Here is a 16,852-nt window from a genome sequence, read left to right on the forward strand (position 1 = left end):
GAAGGCTGGCGATCCAGTATTCCAGAGACGGCGCGGCTAGAACCGAGGAGCCGCGGCGTACTGGATGCCCCGCCTTCGCGGGGCATGACACCGGTTTGTTTCGGGGCCCGGATGCGCGACACAACACCGCCCCCAGTTCCCGCCGCCCAACTTTAAGACAGCCACGCCGCATTCCTTAACTCGTTATTTACCGTAACAGGAAAAAGTCGGTTTTCGAGGCAGACGACCCGCGCCAAATTCGATTGTCTTTGCAACCGGCACGCGTGGGGAAGCTGGAGGCGCCGGGGTGGGGTGCCGAAGTCGGAACCGGACAGAGTCATGAATTCGCGCGTATCGTGGAGTGTCGACGGCATCGATCCATCCGTCCGGGAGCGGGCCGAGGCTGCTGCGCGCCGTGCCGGCATGTCGCTCAACGATTGGCTGAACTCCACGCTCGGCGAAACTGCCCCGCCTAATTTCCGCGGATCCTACGATCAGCGTCCGCAGCACGTGCCGAGCCAAGGACCGAGTCAGGAGAGCCGCGAAGTCGCCGACATCCACCAGCGGCTCGACGCGATCACCCAGCAGATCGAGCGGATCTCAAAACCCGCCCCGCGCCAAGACGCCTCAAGACAAGACGCCTCAAGACCAGACGTCTCGCGCGAGCAGGGCGTCGCGCGCCAGCTCAACGATGCGATCTCGCGGCTCGACGCGCGCCTGTCGCAGATCTCCCGTCCACAGCGGCAAGCGCCGCAGCCGCAGGCCCCTCGCCCCACCCCGGCCGAGACGCGCCAGCGCCAGGCCGATGCCGTCGAGCGCGCCGCCGCGCAGGTCTATCGCGGCTCACCACCCCTGAGCCCGGCTTCGTTCGACGTCGCGGTCGCCGAGATCACCGCGCGCCAGAGCGAGCTCGACGGCTTTGCGCCACGGCAGATGCCGCCGCGTGCCGCGCCGCCGCTTGCGCCAACGGCTCCTTACGCGCCGCCGATGGCACCGCCCGCCCCTGGCTATGCGCCGCCGCCACCGCAGCCGGGGCCGGATTTCTCCGCGCTCGAGCGCCATCTGCTCAAGATCACGAGCCAGATCGAATCGCTGCAGCGGCCTGACAATACCGAGCAGGCCATCAACGCCTTCCGCAGCGAGCTGGCCGAAATCCGCGCCGCCATCACCGAGGCGATGCCGCGGCGCGCGATCGAATCGATCGAGAACGAGATCCGCTCGCTGCATCGCCGGATCGACGAGACCCGCTCCAACGGCACCGACGGGCAGGTTCTTGCCGGCATCGAGCGCGCACTCTCCGACATCAAGCAGGTGCTGCGCACACTGACGCCGGCCGAGCAGCTCACCGGCTACGACGAGGCGATCCGCAATCTCGGCGCCAAGCTCGACCTGATCCTGCGCGCCAATGACGATCCCTCAACCGTGCAGCAGCTCGAAGGCGCGATCGCGGCGCTGCGCGCCATCGTCTCCAACGTCGCGTCCAACGAGGCGCTGGCGCGGCTGTCCGAAGACGTGCAGCTGCTGTCGTCCAAGGTCGACCAGATCACTCGCGCCTCCGGCCACGGCGACAGCTTTGCGGCGCTGGAGCAGCGCATCGCGGCGCTCACGGCGGCGCTGGAAACGCGCGAGCGGCCGCAGCCGTCCGAGAGCATCGAGCATCTCGAAGCTGCGATCCGCGCGCTGTCGGACCGTTTCGACCGCATGCAGGTCGGCAACGATTCCGCCTCGACCTTCGCCCATCTCGAGCAGCGTGTTTCCTATCTCCTGGAGCGGATCGAGGCCGCCGCCGATCCGCGCAACGGCAATTTGAGCCGCGTCGAGGACGGACTGCACGACATCCTCAGGCACCTGGAACGGCAGCAGGCGACCTATGCGGCCCTCGCCGAGAGCCGCAGCTCCGCGCCGCCGCCCGATTCCGGCATGGTCGACCTCGTCAAGCGCGAGCTCTCCGACATCCGCTTCAGTCAGGCCGAGACCAACCGGCACACCCAGGACTCGCTCGAGGCCGTCCACAGCGCGCTCGGTCACGTCGTCGATCGCCTCTCGATGATCGAGGGCGATCTGCGCGCGGTGCGCACCGCGCCGCCTCCTCCCGCCCCACAGCCGATGTCGATGCCGATGGCAGCGGCGATGGAGCCGGCGCCGATGGCGCGCGAGCCGCGGCCGCAACCGCCAGCACAGCCGCCGAAATACGATCCGAAGCCCGAGCTGCCCAATCCAGCTGCCGCGCAGGCGCCGCCGGCTGCCTTCGTCGCCGCACCGCGCGAGTTCCACGCCGCCACCCCCGCCGCGCCGCCGCCCGTGCCGGCGGCGCCGCCGGTTCCCCCGCGCGCGATCAGCGAGATCCTGGAGCCGCACACGGCGCGCGCTGCACTCGCGCCGGAACTGCCGCCGGATCACCCGCTCGAGCCGGGCACACGGCCGGGCGGACGCCTCGCCACGCCGTCGGAGCGCATCGCCGCCTCCGAGGACGCGATCAGCGGAATTGCCGCCGCGCCGAAGGAGCCGGTGTCGTCGTCGAGCTTCATCGCCGCCGCCCGCCGCGCGGCGCAAGCTGCCGCCGCACAGCCGCCCGAGAAGCCGGCCCGCGGCGCCAAGGCCGCGATCGCCCGCGCCAAGGAGAAGGGCCAGGAAGGCGGCTCGACCATCACCTCGAAGATCCGCTCGCTGCTGGTCGGCGCGAGCGTGGTCGTGATCGTGCTCGGCACCTTCAAGATGGCGATGAACCTGCTCGAAGGCGGCAGCTCGTCACCGACGCCGCAGGCGATGCAAAACATCCCGAGCGAGCCGGCACCGCAGCCGGCGCCGCCGCCGGTCGAGACCAAGCCAGCCGCGCCCGAGCAGGTCACCCCGTCGATGACATCGCCGACACCGATCGGACGGCAGTCGCAGAACAATGCCGCGCCGGCGCCTCTTCCCGGTTCCGGCGGCTCGGCCTCCGTCGAGATCCCGCAAGCGCCTGCCGCGGCGATGCCGCCGGCCTCAAGCGACGTCACCGGCGCGCTGTCGGGCACGAGCCGCGCCAAGCTCGGCGTCGTTCAGGTGCCGCCGAGCGAGAAGCTGCCTGACGGCATCGGCGGCCCGGCCTTGCGCAGCGCCGCGATGAAGGGCGATGCGACCGCGGCCTACGAGATCGGCGTGCGCTTTGCCGAAGGCAAGGGCGTTGCCACGAATTACGACGAAGCGGCGAAGTGGTACGACCGCGCGGCGCAGGCCGGGGTCGTCCCCGCAATCTTCCGCCTCGGCACGCTCTACGAAAAGGGCCTAGGGGTGAAGAAGGACGCCGACATCGCGCGCCGCTACTACACCCAGGCCGCCGAGCGCGGCAACGCCAAGGCGATGCACAATCTCGCCGTGCTCGATGCCGACGGCGGCGGTCGCGGCGCCAATTACAAGAGCGCGGCGCAGTGGTTCCGGAAAGCGGCCGATCGCGGCGTCGCCGACAGCCAGTTCAACCTCGGCATCCTCTATGCCCGCGGCATCGGCGTCGAGCAGAACCTCGCCGAATCCTACAAATGGTTCAATCTGGCAGCTGCCCAGGGCGATGCGGATGCCGCCGGCAAGCGCGACGATGTCGCCAAGCGTCTCGACCCGCAATCGCTGGCGGCCGCCAAGCTCGCGATCCAGACCTTCAGCGCCGAGCCGCAGCCCGACGATGCCGTCAACGTTGCGACCCCGAACGGCGGCTGGGACAGCGCACCGCAGGCCAGCGCGAAGCCGGCCCCCAAGCAAGTGGCGACGAAACGCTCGGCCTCAGCGGCGCATTGAGCCGCATCGCATTCGATCCAACGCTGAGACACCCCCAACCCTCTCCGCAAGCGCTGGGCTACCGCATATGACCTGTGGCGGCGGCTGCGCGCACGCCTCGTCCTTCGAGACGGCGCTGACGCGCCTCCTCAGGATGAGGCTAATCGGCATCAGTGCTCACTGAACCTGCTGCCGCGCACTCCGCCCTCATCCTGAGGAGCCCGCCCAAAGCGGGCGTCTCGAAGGATGGCCGCAGGAAAAAGCTCCCAAATGCGATAGCCCTGCGCAACCGGGAGACGGCTGGGGGTATTAGCTCGCAGCTTTTGCATTCTGCCGGGAAATCGCTATTTTCCGCGGCCCGGAGGCCCCTGATGTCCGTTATTGATCTAGCCGCAAACCCGAGCGAGTTGCGTGCGCTCGCCGAACAATCCAACGCCTGGCCGTTCGAGCAGGCGAAGGCCATTGTCGCGCGGCTGAAGAAAAGCCCGAAGGACGAGGTGCTGTTCGAGACCGGCTATGGTCCGTCTGGCTTGCCGCATATCGGCACGTTCGGCGAGGTGGCGCGCACCTCGATGGTGCGCCACGCCTTCCGCGTGCTCACCGAGGACAAGGTCAAGACGCGCCTGTTGGCGTTCTCCGACGACATGGACGGCTTCCGCAAGGTGCCCGACAACGTTCCGAACAAGGAGATGCTGGCCGCTCATATCGGCAAGCCGCTGACGCGGGTGCCGGATCCGTTTTCAAACGAATATCCGTCGTTCGGCGCGCACAATAACGCGCGCTTGCGCGCGTTTCTGGATCATTTCGGCTTCGACTACGAGTTCGCGAGCTCGACGGACTATTATACGTCGGGCCGCTTCGATGCCACGCTGCTGAAGATGCTCGCCGCCTACGACAAGATCATGGCGATCATCCTGCCGACGCTGGGCCCGGATCGCCGCGCGACCTATTCGCCGTTCCTGCCCATCAGCAAGACCACGGGCGTCGTGCTGCAGGTGCCGATGATCCGCCGCGACGTCGCGGCCGGCACGGTGACCTATGTCGATCCCGACACCAACCAGGAAGTCGAGACACCCGTCACCGGCGGCAACGTCAAGTGCCAGTGGAAGGCCGACTGGGCGATGCGCTGGGTCGCGCTCGGGGTCGACTACGAGATGGCGGGCAAGGACCTGATCGATTCCGTGAAGCTGTCCGGCGCGATCGCCAGAGCGCTCGGCAGCACGCCGCCCGAAGGTTTCAACTACGAGCTCTTCCTCGACGAGAAGGGCCAGAAGATCTCGAAGTCGAAGGGCAACGGCCTGACCATCGACGAATGGCTGCGCTACGCCTCGCCGGAATCGCTCTCGCTGTTCATGTACCGCGAGCCGAAGGCGGCCAAGCGGCTGTATTTCGACGTCATCCCGCGCAATGTCGACGACTACCAGCAATTCCTCGACGGCTTTCCGAAGCAGGACGGCAAGCAGCAGCTCGGCAATCCGGTCTGGCACATCCACAACGGCAAGCCGCCGACGGGCGACGTGCCCGTCACCTTCCAGCTGCTCCTGACGCTGGTGTCGTCGTCGAACGCGGAGAACGCCGAGACGCTGTGGGGCTTCATCGGCCGCTATCGGCCCGGCGTGAGTCCGCAGACGCATCCGAAGCTGGATGCGATGGTCGGCTATGCCATCAACTATTATCGCGACTTCGTCGCGCCGACGAAGCAGTTCCGCGTACCCACGGACAGCGAGCGCGCCGCGCTGCAGGATTTGCGCGATGCGCTGTCGCAGCTGGCGCAGGACGCATCCGCCGAGGACATCCAGAACGTCGTCTACGAGATCGGCCGCCGCGAGCCGTTCCTCGACCAGGTCAAGAAGGGCAAGGACGGCCGCCCCGGCGTGACGCTGGACTGGTTCAACATGCTCTACCAGGTCCTGCTCGGCCAGGAGAAGGGCCCGCGCTTCGGCTCCTTCGTCGCGGTCTACGGCGTGCAGAACGCGGTCAACATGATCGACGGCGCCCTGGCGAGGAGTGCGTGAGCGGCGCCATCACTGGCTCGCCCAGAGGATCCGCGCAACCCAGGCGACATCGCTCGCCGCGACCGTTCGCGCCGCCTGTGACGCATCGAGGGGCGTCAACTCCAGGGTCTTTGCCGTGCGGCGCTTCAGGGTCGCAATCGTGATCTCGTCCGTCTTGATCTTGACCACCACGCGATCACCCTTGCGGATCGGCGCCGCAGGCGAGACCAGGATGATGTCACCGTCGCGATAGGCAGGCAGTAGCGCAGCGCCGGAAATCTCCAGCGCAAAGACTTGACCGTCCTCTCCGATCGGAAGCGCGATCTCGGTCCAGCCCCTGCCGGTTGGTAGACCGGCCTCATCGAAAGCACCGCTCATTCCGGCCTGTGCAAAGCCGAGCAGCGGCACCGAGCCGCGGCCGCTTCCACCGTCGTCATCAATCAGCTTCGCAAAGCTGTCGATCGAGGCGTCGGCCGCCGCCAGCGCCTTTGCGATCGATTCGGTCGAGGGCCAGCGCTCGCGGCCGTCGGCGGTGACGCGCTTGGACCTGTTGAAGGTGGTGGGGTCGAGCCCGGCACGCTTGGCAAGGCCGGACGGCGACAGTCCGGTGCGCGCCGCCAGCCGGTCCAGCGCGGCCCAGATCTGGTCGTGAGTCAGCATCCTCTGCGCTTTGGCCTGTCTGACCATGGAAGGCCCAGCCCGTCGCAACTCAGGAAAACTGTCCTCAAATCAACCGGTTTTCCGTTTTTCGCGCAAGAGGCGACCGAGGCGGCGTTCGCAAACGAAACGGGTAGCCGTTCGCGTCAGGAAAGCGCGCAAAACGGGAATCTGGAGCCCCGTGCCGATTTCATCGGCGCGGAAAAGGCTCTAAGCCTTGAGTTCGGAAGGGGCGGCCTTTACGGTCGCGCCCGGGTTTCGAGGACCCGCGAAAAGCGAAAAAACCCAAGAGACTCAAAGAACAAACAAGGCTGCGGTAGCGGTGGTCAAGATCTACAAAATCTGTCCGGCCTCGGCCTGGCGCGAGGCGGAACGGCAGGGTGTCTACCGGGGCAGCGCAGATGACGCGCGCGACGGGTTCATCCATTTCTCGACCGCGGCCCAGGTTCCCGAGACCCTGCGCAAGCACTATTTCGGGCAGCGCGCGCTGTTCCTGGTCGAGGTCGATGGCGACGCGCTCGGCAGCGAGTTGCGCTGGGAACGCTCGCGCAATGACGAGCTCTTCCCGCATCTCTATGGCGAGCTCGATCTCGGCGCGGTCCTGGCGGTGATGAACCTCAACATGCGCTCTGACGGCAGTCACGATGTTCCGGAGCTGTTGCCGTGATCCGCGCGTTCGACGCCTTTTCGCTGCCGGTGCTGCGCTGGCTCGATCCCGAGGACGCGCATCGCCTCGCGATCCAGGGCCTACGCTTCCTGCCGCCGGTCAAGCCGCGCGCCGATGATCCCAAGCTCGCGGTGCGCGCCTTCGGGCTGAACTTTCCCAATCCGATCGGCATGGCCGCGGGCTTCGACAAGAGCGCCGAGGTGCCGGACGCGCTGCTGCGGCTCGGCTTCGGTTTCGTCGAGATCGGCTCGGTGACGCCGAAGCCGCAAGCCGGCAATCCGCGGCCGCGGCTCTTCCGTCTCGAGCGCGACGAGGCGATCATCAACCGCATGGGCTTCAACAATGACGGCGCGGAGGCGGCTCTGCGCCGGCTTGCCGCGCGCGCGCAGCACGGCGGCATCGTCGGCGTCAATGTCGGCGCCAACAAGGATTCGCCGGACCGCGCCGGCGACTACGTCAAGCTCATCGAGACCTTCGCGCCGGTGGCGAGCTATTTCACCGTCAACGTCTCCTCGCCGAACACGCCGGGCCTGCGCAACCTTCAGGAAGGCGCGCTGCTCGACGATCTGCTCGCGCGCGTGATCGAGGCCCGCGAGCGTGTCAGGCAGAAGGCCGGCGACACGCCCGTGCTGCTCAAGATCGCGCCGGATTTAAGCCTCGCCCAGCTCGACGATGTCGTGCAGGTCGCGCGCTCGCGCCGGGTCGACGGCATGATCGTGTCGAACACCACGGTCGCGCGGCCGAGCACGTTGCGTGAAGAGACGCGGGCGAAGGAGCAAGGCGGCCTGTCCGGCCGGCCGCTGTTCCGCCTGTCGACGCGCATGGTCGCGGAAACCTATGTGCGCGTCGAGGGCGCATTCCCGCTGATCGGCGTCGGCGGCGTGGATTCGGGCGGCGCCGCGCTGACCAAGATCCGCGCCGGAGCCAGTTTGATCCAGCTCTATTCCTCGCTGGTCTACAAGGGCCTCGGCCTCGTCGACGAGATCAAGCGCGACCTGACCTCCACGCTGCTCAGAACGGGGCGGGATTCGCTGGCCGAAATCGTCGGCGCCGATGCGGCGACGCTGACGGCGGAAGACTGGCCGGGGATGTAGCTCTTCGCCTCTCCCCGCCTGCGCAGACTTCGTAGCCCGGATGGAGCGCAGCGCAATCCGGGAAGCTATCGGCATGGACAAAGCCCCCGGATTACGCTGCGCTCCATCCGGGCTACGGTTCTTCTACGGCTTCACGAACGTCGCGCGATACAGCGCCGGATACCTCGCGCCCTGCAAGCCGCCGCGCGCGACGTAGAACGCGATCAGCGCACTCCACAGGCCGGCATTGCCGAACGATTGCAGCGCCAGCCAGGCGGCGAAGAAGATCGCGAGCGAGAGCAGCATCAGATTGCGCATCTCCCGCGCCCAGGTCGCGCCGACATAGATGCCGTCGAAACCGAAGGCGAACACGCCGGGGAGCGGCGCCAGCACGATGAAGGGCAGGAACTCGCGCGCGGCGCGGCGGACGTCCTCGCTCGCCGTCATGACGTTGATGATAGCAGGGCCGAAGGCTGCGAACAGCACGGCGACGACAATTGCGAAGCCGAGCCCCCAGAGCAGCACCAGCCTAGTCGAATCCGCAAATCCCTTGGCGTCGCGGCCGCCAAAGGCGCGGCCGCAGAGCTGCTGGGCCGCATTGGCAAGGCCGTCGAGGAAGAAGGCGCTGACCAGGAGGAAATTGTTGAGCACGGAGTTCGCGGCCAGCGTGACGTCGCCGGCCCGCGCGCCCTTGGCGGTGAAGAACAGGAACACGGCGATCAGCGCCGCGGTGCGGATCAGGATGTCGGTATTCACCGCCAGGAGCCGCATCAGCTTGTCGCGATCGAACAGCGTTGCGCGAGGTATGGCAAAACCGCCGAGTGCATGGCGCCTGCACACGATCACGCCGAGCATGAAGCCGATCGTCTCGGACAGAAGCGCGGCGATCGCCGCGCCGGCAATGCCGGTGTCGTAGACCAGCACCAGCAGGATCGTCGCCACCATGTTGATGAGGTTGATGACGACCTGGAGCGCAAGGGCCGGATTGGCGCGGGCCTGCCCCACCAGCCAGCCGAGGATGACGTAATTGGCGAAGGCGAAGGGCGAGGACCAGATCCTGATCATGAAATAGGTCTTTGCGGCCTGCGTCACGCCCTCGCTGCCGCCCATCAGGTCGAACAGTGCGCCTGCCAGCGGCAGCTGCAGCACGATCAGCGCCGCACCGATCAGGCCGGCGACGATGAAACCGCGCACCAGGATCACGGTCTGCTCGCGCGTCTCGCCCGCGCCGAGCGCCTGCGCGGTGAAGGCGAGCGTGCTCATGCGCAGGAAGCCGAACAACCAGAACAGGCAGTCGAAGATGACGGAGGCCATCGCGACGCCGCCGAGCAGCGCGGCATCGTCGAGCCGCCCGATCGCGGTGGTCGAGACCACGCCGATCAGCGGCGTCGTGAGGTTCGCGACCATCGCCGGACCTGCAATGGCGAAGACCTGCCGGCTACCGACGCGGTGATGGACGGGTGCGTGCATCTTCAGAACACGAGCACCATGCCGTCTTCGGCGGCGAGGTGCTCGACCTCGCCCAGGCGCGACAGCATGTCGTCGCTCATATGGGTGAGGACGAGCCGCTTGGCGCCGATGTCGGGCAGATGCTGTTCCAAGGTCTTCAGGCTGAGATGGTTCTTTACCACCTTCTCGTACATATAGGCTTCGGCAATGAAAAGGTCCGCGCCATGCGCCAGCGGAATGAGCGTCTCCGTCCATTCGGTATCGGCGCTGTAGGCGAGCGTGCGGCCCTCGGCCGCGACGCGATAGGCCAGGAACGGTCCGCCTGATTCGCCGTGCACGACCGGATAGGGCGTCACATTCACCGCGCCGAAGCTTTGGCTTTGCCCGGGCGCGAGCTCGACCACGTTCAGCTCGAAGCGCCGCTTGGTGTTCGAGGAATGCTCGAACAGCGCCTCCATCACCTCGCGCAGCCGCCTCTCGATGCCTTGCGGGCCCGCGATCGTCAGCGGCCGCGTTCGCCGCGAGAATTGCGCGTCGAGCAGAACGAACGGCAGGCCGGCAAAATGGTCACCATGGAAATGCGTGATCAGGATCAGGTCAATGTCGCCCCGATCGATCTCGAGCCGCTTCAGCGCCGGCAGCGCCGACGCACCGCAGTCGATCAGGAAGTTCGCTTTGCGCCCCGAGACGTGGAAGCAGGTGTTGAGCCTGCCGCCGGAGCCGAAAGCATCACCGCAGCCGACGAACCGCAATTGCATCGGCTGCGCACCCCCTCAATCCGATCCTTACCGGCCGCGCGGCGCGCCGAACACGCGCGACAGCAGCCAGATCGGAATCACGATGACCGCACCAAGCAGGAAGTAGCGCCACAGCCAGTTCACCGCATCGAAGCCGAGGTCCCACAGCCGCTGGAACAACAGGCGGATGCTGTGGATGATGTTCCAGGGGTCGAAGCCGATCGTCGCCAGCACGACGCCGACCAGGATCGAGAGCAGCACCAGGCGGAACGCGACCGCCAGCGGCGAGCCGCCGAGAAAGCGGTGCAGGCCGTCGCTGCGGCCGGCCGGCAAATCTCTGACGTCTTGGACCATCGCAAACTCCTGAAGCGGATTCGAGCCCATTATAGGCACGGCGGGGGACATGGGGAACCCGCAAGGGGCCGTCAATCGGGTTACGGGAGTTTAATTCGGGCGGAAGAGGGAGCGCACCGTCCTCGTGGCAACAGTTCACACCTCGATCTCCGCCGCCTCGGCCTTCAGCATCTTCTCCAGCGTCTCCAGCCGGTCGGCCTCTCGCGGCGGCTTGTCCCAGCGCAGGCGGCTGATGCGGGGGAAACGCATGGCGACGCCGGATTTGTGCCTGGGCGAGCGCTGCAATCCTTCGAAAGCGACCTCCAGCACCAGCCCCTTGTCGCCCTCATGCACGACATGACGCACGGGGCCGAACTTTTCCGTGGTGTTGCGGCGGACGAAGCGGTCGATCTGCAAGAGCTCCTCGTCGGTGAAGCCGAAATAGGCTTTCCCGACCGGCACCAGCTCCTCGCCATTCTCGGTCTCGGTCCAGACGCCGAAGGTGTAGTCGGAATAATAGGACGAGCGCTTGCCGTGGCCGCGCTGCGCATACATCAGCACGGCGTCGATGATGTGCGGGTCGCGCTTCCACTTCCACCATTGCCCCTTCGGCCGCCCCGGCAGATAAGGCGCATCGCGCCGCTTCAGCATGACGCCTTCGACGGCGTCCGCGTCCTCGCCGGCGCCGGCGCTCGCAGGATCCGCGCGTGCGGCGGTGAGTGCCTCCCAGCTATCGAAGGGTACGGTGGGCGAGAGATCGATGCGGGGATCGTCGAGCTTTGCGATGAATCGCTCCAGCCGCTCGCGCCGCTCGGCAAAAGGCAGCTCGCGCAGATCGTTCTCGTCGTCGCCGAGCAGGTCGTAGGCACGCAGGTGAATCGGAAACTCCTTGATCAGCTTCGGCGACACGACCTTGCGGTTGAGGCGCTGCTGCAACACGTTGAAGCTCTGCACCCGGCCCTCGCACAGGATCAAGAGCTCGCCATCGATCGCGCCCGGCAGGCGCAGCGACGGCACGAGATCCGGAAAGCTTCCCGTGATGTCCTCGCCAGTGCGCGAATAGAGCCGCGCGGTGATATGGCCGCGCTCGTCGCGCCCGGCCACCGCCTGCACGCGGATGCCGTCCCATTTCCATTCGGCGATGTAGTCGGCGGGATCGAGCGCGGCGAAATCGTTGTCCTCGATCGCATGCGCCAGCATCACCGGGCGGAACGGCGCGGGATCGCGGTTGACGGGCTTGTCGCCGCGGCCTTCCAGCCAGGCGAACAGGTCGAGATAGGGCGGGACGAGCCCCGGCCAGATCAGCTCGATCTCGTGCGGGTCCTTGTCGCCGAGCGCTGCGGCCGCAGTCTTGGCAAGGCGCGCGGAGATGCCGATGCGCAAGCTCCCGGTGACGAGCTTCAGCAGCGCCCAGCGCCCGGTCTCATCTAACTCGTCGAGCCAGCGCTCGAGCTGCTTGGGCAGCTCGGTCTTGCCCAGCGTGCGCAGCGTGGTAACGACCTCGGTGAGGCTCGGTGGCGGCGGGTTGTTGTGGGCGGCGAGCGCGGCCTTCGGCCACATCAGCGCCACCGTCTCGGAGAGATCGCCGACATAGTCGTAGCTCAGCCCGAACAGCACCTCGTCCGTGCGTGCTGCGATGAGGTCGCGGATCAGCGCGGGCTTGGCGTGCTTGAAGCTGAGTGCGCCGGTCAGCGCAGCCAGCGCATAGCCGCGGTCGGGATCGCCGACCTCGCGGAAATAACCGGTGATCAGCCGCAGCTTGTTGTTGCGGCCGGGCTCATAGGCGAGACGGTCGAGCAGCTCGGCGAAGCGGTTCATGCTTCGGCCTCGCCTTGAATCGGCGTCTCGCTCTCCTCCTCGTCGCCATAGCCGACGAGGTCGAGCGGCCGTGCCTTCAGGCCTTTGCTCCGGCACCAATGCACCAGCGCATCTTCCTGGCCGTGGGTGACCCAGATCTCTCCGGCGCCGGTCGCCGCGATGGTCGCGGTGAGGCCGTCCCAATCGGCGTGGTCGGAGATCACCAGCGGCAGCTCGACGCCGCGCTGCCGCGCCCGGGCGCGCACGCGCATCCAGCCCGAGGCGAAGGCGGTGACGGGATCGGGAAAGCGCCGCGTCCAGAGATCGGAGGTGGCCGAGGGCGGTGCCAGCGTGATGGTGCCGGCGAGCGCCGCCTTCTTCATGCCCTTCACTGGTTTGAGCTCGCCGAGGTCGATCCCGCGGCTCTGATAGTAATGCGTAATCGTCTCCATCGCGCCATGCAGGTAGATCGGCGCGTCATAGCCGGCCAGACGCAGCAGCTTGATCACGCGCTGCGCCTTGCCGAGCGAGTAGGCGCCGACGAGATGCGCGCGCTCCGGAAACAGCGCGACCGAAGCCAGCAGCTTCTTGACCTCGTCGCTCGCATCGCCATGCCTGAAGACCGGCAGGCCGAACGTCGCCTCGGTGATGAAGACATCGCAGGGCACCAGCTCGAACGGCGCGCAGGTCGGGTCCGGCGCGTCCTTGTAGTCGCCGGAGGCGACGATGCACGTGTCCTTGCACGAGACGGCGATCTGCGCGGAGCCCAGCACGTGGCCGGCCGGGTGAAACTTGATCTTGACGTCGCCGAGCCGGATCTCCTCGCCATAGCGGATGGCCTGGGTCGAACCGGCGAAGTTCTCGCCGTAACGCAGCCGCATCATGTCCAGCGTTTCCTGCGTCGCCAGCACCGCGCCATGGCCCGCACGGGCATGGTCGGAATGGCCGTGGGTGATCACGGCCCGCTCCACGGGGCGGACGGGGTCGATATGGAAGCCGCCGGGCTTGCAGCACAGGCCGGCAGCATTTGGCAGCAGGATGTCTTGCGGACGCATGCCTGTTATATAAGTCGAGCCATCACATCTTCGAGTCACTTACCCGTTTCGTTTCCTGGTTCCTCAATGCCGCTCCGCCTGTTCCTGACCTCCGGCGATCTCATGGCCGACCGCCGTTTCGAGTTCGCGCGTGATCTCCAGCTCAAGGGCGACCTTCCCGCCGCGGCCGACCTCCTGGAGCAGGCGATCGAGCTTGCACCTGATTTCACCTCGGCCTGGTTCACGCTCGGCGAGATTCGTCAGCAGCTCGGCGAGCGCGACAAGGCCATCGCGGCCTTTCGTGAAGCGCGGCGATGCGACCCCGGGGATCAGCACGGCGCCGGCCTGCACCTGATGCGGCTCGGCGATACCGAGATGGCGGAGATGCCCAAGGCCTACGTGCAGGCCTTGTTCGATCAATACGCGCCGCGGTTCGAGCACGCGCTGATCAACGATCTCGGCTATCGTGCCCCGACGCTGATCTTCAAGGCGGTGCTGGCGGCGCGCGTCGCCGCCAAGAAGCCCGCCTACTTCAAGCGCGCCATCGATCTCGGCTGCGGCACCGGGCTCGCGGCCGCTGCCTTCGCCAAGCAGGTCGACCATTTCACCGGCATCGATTTGTCATCCGGCATGATCAAGGAGGCGCGGGCGACGAACCTCTATGCCGAACTCGAAGTCGCCGATATGATCGAGGGCCTGCGCGGCAAGGCCGACGCGAGCGCGAACCTCGTCGTGGCCGCGGATGCGTTCGTCTATCTCTCCGATCTCGCGCCGGTGCTGAGCGAAGTAAGGCGCGTGCTCGTCTCAGGCGGCGTGCTCGCCTTCACGGTGGAGACGCATGCGGGCGACGGCATCGTGCTCGGCGATGGCCTGCGTTATGCCCATTCCGCGGAATATGTGCGCAGCGCCATCGCGAAGGCGGGGATGAAGCTGCTGACTCTGGAGCCGGCCTCGCCACGCAACGAGAACAACGAGCCGGTGCGTGGCCTCGTCGTCGTCGCCGAGAAAACTTGAGTCTAGGCGCTAACGTCTCATGATTTGAGCGTCATTGCGTCGCAAAGCTGCGACTTCCCACTTGCGAGCCGAGCTGCGATGTCAGCACAATGCGCGCATCAGGGAGAAAACAACAATGACCAAGAATCCATCACGGCGCGATTTCAGCGCCGGCGCGCTCGCCACCATCGCCGCATCGACATTGCCCGCGCCCTACGTCTGGGCCGCGGAGAAGAAATACGATGCGGGCGCCAGCGACACCGAGATCAAGATCGGTCAGACCGTGCCGCATTCCGGCCCCGGCTCGCTCTACGGCGTGCTCGGCCGCGTCGGCGAAGCCTATTTCCAGATGCTAAACGAGAAGGGCGGCATCAACGGGCGCAAGGTCAAGTTCCTCACCATGGATGACGCCTACAGCGCGCCGAAATGCGTCGAGGCCACGCGCCGGCTGGTCGAGCAGGAGGAAGTGCTCGCATTGTACGGCTCGCTCGGCACCGCGCCGCAGACCGCCGTGCACAAATACCTGAACTCCAAGGGCGTGCCGCAGCTCCTGCTCAACACCGGCGCGTCGAAGTGGAATAATCCGAAAGAGTTCAAGTGGACGATGGCGGGCCTGCCGCTCTATCCGACCGAGGCGCGCATCCTGGCGCGGCACGTCATCAGCGTGAAGCCGAACGCGAAGATCGGCATCCTCTACCAGAACGACGATTTCGGCCGCGACTTCCTCGGTCCGTTCAAGAAAGTACTGGCGGACGCCGGCGGCACCGCGCAAGTGATCATGGAGCAGACCTACGATCTCACCGAGCCGACCGTCGATTCCCAGCTCATCAATCTCTCGAAGTCCGGAGCCGACGTCTTCTACAACATCTCGACCGGCAAGGCCTCGTCGCAGTCGATCCGGAAAGTGGCCGAGCTCGGCTGGAAGCCGCTGCACCTCCTGTCCGCCGGCTCCACCGGCCGCTCGATCCTCAATGCCGCGGGGCTCGAGAACGCCACCGGCATCGTCGCGATCCGCTACAACAAGGAGGTCGGCCTGCCCAAATGGGAGAAGGACCCGGACGTGATGGCGTTCGAGGAGCTGCGCAAGAAGTACACGCCGGCGATCGATCCCGACAACACCATCGCCTTCGCCGGCTACGGGCAGGCCGCCACCATGGCCGAGATCCTGCGCCGCTGCGGCAACGAGCTCACCCGCGCCAACGTGCTGAAGCAGGCATCGAACCTGCAAGGTTTCCACTCGCCGTATTTCCTCGATGGCGTCACCTACAGCTACACGCCCGAGGACTACACACCGATGAAGACGCTGTTCATCTCCACCTTCACCGGGAAAGACTGGGACATCTCCGACAAGCCGATGTCGGAGTAGCGAGGCGGGCCCCGTCGCCTTTTCCTTCTCCCCTTGTGGGAGAAGGTGGCGCGAAGCGCCGGATGAGGGGTATCTATCCACACGCGAGCTCGCGGAGAGAGACCCCTCACCCGTCTCGCCGCTTCGCGGCGAGCCACCCTCTCCCACAAGGGGAGAGGGTAAGAGCGCACATCCACTGCAGATTAACCCAAGCGATACACAGCCTTGGCATTCACGCCGAAAGCCTTGCCCCGCACGCGCGGGCCGAGCCTCGCCAGGCAGGTCTCCAGCGCGGTCTTGATCTCGCCGTAGCTTCCCGCGAGCAGGCATACGGGCCAATCCGATCCGAAGATCAGCCGGTCTTCGCCGAAACATTTCGCGGCGTGCTCCACGAACGGAAACAGCCGTTCTGCATTCCAGTCGTCCCAGACCGCCTCGGTCGCCAATCCCGAGATCTTGCACCAGACATTGCCGCAGGCAGCCAGCGCTGCGATGCGCTCGGTCCATTCCGCGCTCCCGCCGGCGGCAATCGGCGGCTTGGCGGCGTGATCCAGCACGAAACGCGCGTGCGGAAAGGCCTGCGCGGTTGCGACCGCCGCGGGCAGCTCGCGGCTGCGGACAAGGAAATCGTAAGCGAGATCGTGGGCGAACACGGCCGTGAGTCCGCGCTGGACGTCCTCGCGCAGCAGCCAATCCGCATCGAGCTCGTCGTGAACCTGGTGGCGAATGCCGACCAGCTTGTCGCCACCAGGCAGAGCGCGCAGCCGGTCGAGCGTCTCGCCGAGCGCCGCATCGGTGAGATCGGCCCAGCCGACCACGCCGACCACCGAGGGCGTCGCAGCCGCGATACGCAGAAACTCCTCGGTCTCCTCCAGCGCGGAGCGGCATTGCACCACGATACTGGCCTCGATGCCGTTCGCCTGTAGCAGCGGCGCGAGATCGGCCGGGCCGAAGGCACGGCGGATCGGCGCCAGCTCGTCCCCTTCCATCCAGGGATAATCGGCGCGCGCCGGATCCCAGAAATGCTGGTGTGCATCGACGATCATG

The 16,852-nt window shown here is 66.6% G+C and carries 13 protein-coding genes; 6 read left to right on the plus strand and 7 right to left on the minus strand.

Annotated elements, in window-relative coordinates; translation table 11 throughout:
• Positions 1-318: 318 nt before the first annotated feature.
• A complete protein-coding gene (locus I6F28_RS33690; RefSeq protein WP_225143186.1) occupies positions 319-3,747 on the plus strand; it encodes a tetratricopeptide repeat protein in 3,429 nt (1,142 codons plus the stop codon).
• A gap of 350 nt (positions 3,748-4,097) precedes the next feature.
• Positions 4,098-5,741, plus strand: coding sequence for a lysine--tRNA ligase (locus I6F28_RS33695; protein WP_225143188.1), 1,644 nt, complete (start codon positions 4,098-4,100; stop codon positions 5,739-5,741).
• 9 nt (positions 5,742-5,750) lie between these two features.
• Here I6F28_RS33695 and I6F28_RS33700 read toward each other — a convergent pair whose 3' ends face one another.
• Complete coding sequence (locus I6F28_RS33700) at positions 5,751-6,407, minus strand: S24 family peptidase (protein WP_225143190.1); 657 nt, start codon at positions 6,405-6,407, stop codon at positions 5,751-5,753.
• 292 nt (positions 6,408-6,699) lie between these two features.
• Here I6F28_RS33700 and I6F28_RS33705 point away from each other — a divergent pair, with 292 nt between their 5' ends.
• Entirely contained in the window at positions 6,700-7,044 is a 345-nt protein-coding gene (locus I6F28_RS33705) for a DUF952 domain-containing protein (RefSeq protein WP_035996479.1), read from the plus strand.
• Positions 7,041-8,138, plus strand: a complete 1,098-nt coding sequence (locus tag I6F28_RS33710; protein WP_225143192.1) for a quinone-dependent dihydroorotate dehydrogenase — start codon at positions 7,041-7,043, stop codon at positions 8,136-8,138. The genes I6F28_RS33705 and I6F28_RS33710 overlap by 4 nt, the downstream gene beginning before the upstream one ends.
• Before the next feature lie 123 nt (positions 8,139-8,261).
• Here I6F28_RS33710 and I6F28_RS33715 read toward each other — a convergent pair whose 3' ends face one another.
• The 5 genes from I6F28_RS33715 to I6F28_RS33735 form a co-directional block, all read right to left on the minus strand.
• The gene (locus tag I6F28_RS33715) at positions 8,262-9,587 is read right to left on the minus strand and encodes an MATE family efflux transporter (RefSeq protein ID WP_225143194.1); all 1,326 of its coding nucleotides are present in this window, start codon (positions 9,585-9,587) and stop codon (positions 8,262-8,264) included.
• A gap of 2 nt (positions 9,588-9,589) precedes the next feature.
• On the minus strand, positions 9,590-10,324 hold the full coding sequence (locus tag I6F28_RS33720) for an MBL fold metallo-hydrolase (RefSeq protein ID WP_225143196.1): 735 nt from the start codon (positions 10,322-10,324) through the stop codon (positions 9,590-9,592).
• A gap of 27 nt (positions 10,325-10,351) precedes the next feature.
• Entirely contained in the window at positions 10,352-10,657 is a 306-nt protein-coding gene (locus I6F28_RS33725; RefSeq protein WP_035996474.1) for a DUF6460 domain-containing protein, read from the minus strand.
• Between the two features lie 135 nt (positions 10,658-10,792).
• Positions 10,793-12,454 carry an ATP-dependent DNA ligase gene (locus I6F28_RS33730; RefSeq protein WP_225143198.1) on the minus strand — a complete coding sequence of 554 codons (1,662 nt, stop codon included), beginning with the start codon at positions 12,452-12,454 and terminating at the stop codon, positions 10,793-10,795.
• A complete protein-coding gene (locus I6F28_RS33735; RefSeq protein WP_225143200.1) occupies positions 12,451-13,488 on the minus strand; it encodes a ligase-associated DNA damage response exonuclease in 1,038 nt (345 codons plus the stop codon). The genes I6F28_RS33730 and I6F28_RS33735 overlap by 4 nt, the downstream gene beginning before the upstream one ends.
• 66 nt (positions 13,489-13,554) lie before the next feature.
• On the opposite strand from I6F28_RS33735, the gene I6F28_RS33740 reads away from it, so the two are divergent.
• Positions 13,555-14,481 carry a class I SAM-dependent DNA methyltransferase gene (locus tag I6F28_RS33740; RefSeq protein ID WP_109142197.1) on the plus strand — a complete coding sequence of 309 codons (927 nt, stop codon included), beginning with the start codon at positions 13,555-13,557 and terminating at the stop codon, positions 14,479-14,481.
• Between the two features lie 115 nt (positions 14,482-14,596).
• Entirely contained in the window at positions 14,597-15,826 is a 1,230-nt protein-coding gene (locus I6F28_RS33745; protein WP_225143202.1) for an ABC transporter substrate-binding protein, read from the plus strand.
• A gap of 182 nt (positions 15,827-16,008) precedes the next feature.
• On the opposite strand, the gene I6F28_RS33750 is transcribed toward I6F28_RS33745, so the two are convergent.
• Positions 16,009-16,851, minus strand: coding sequence for an amidohydrolase family protein (locus tag I6F28_RS33750; RefSeq protein ID WP_109142195.1), 843 nt, complete (start codon positions 16,849-16,851; stop codon positions 16,009-16,011).
• Position 16,852: the final 1 nt, after the last annotated feature.

Source organism: Bradyrhizobium sp. NBAIM14 (assembly GCF_020193895.1).
GTDB classification, from domain to species: Bacteria; Pseudomonadota; Alphaproteobacteria; order Rhizobiales; family Xanthobacteraceae; genus Bradyrhizobium; species Bradyrhizobium yuanmingense.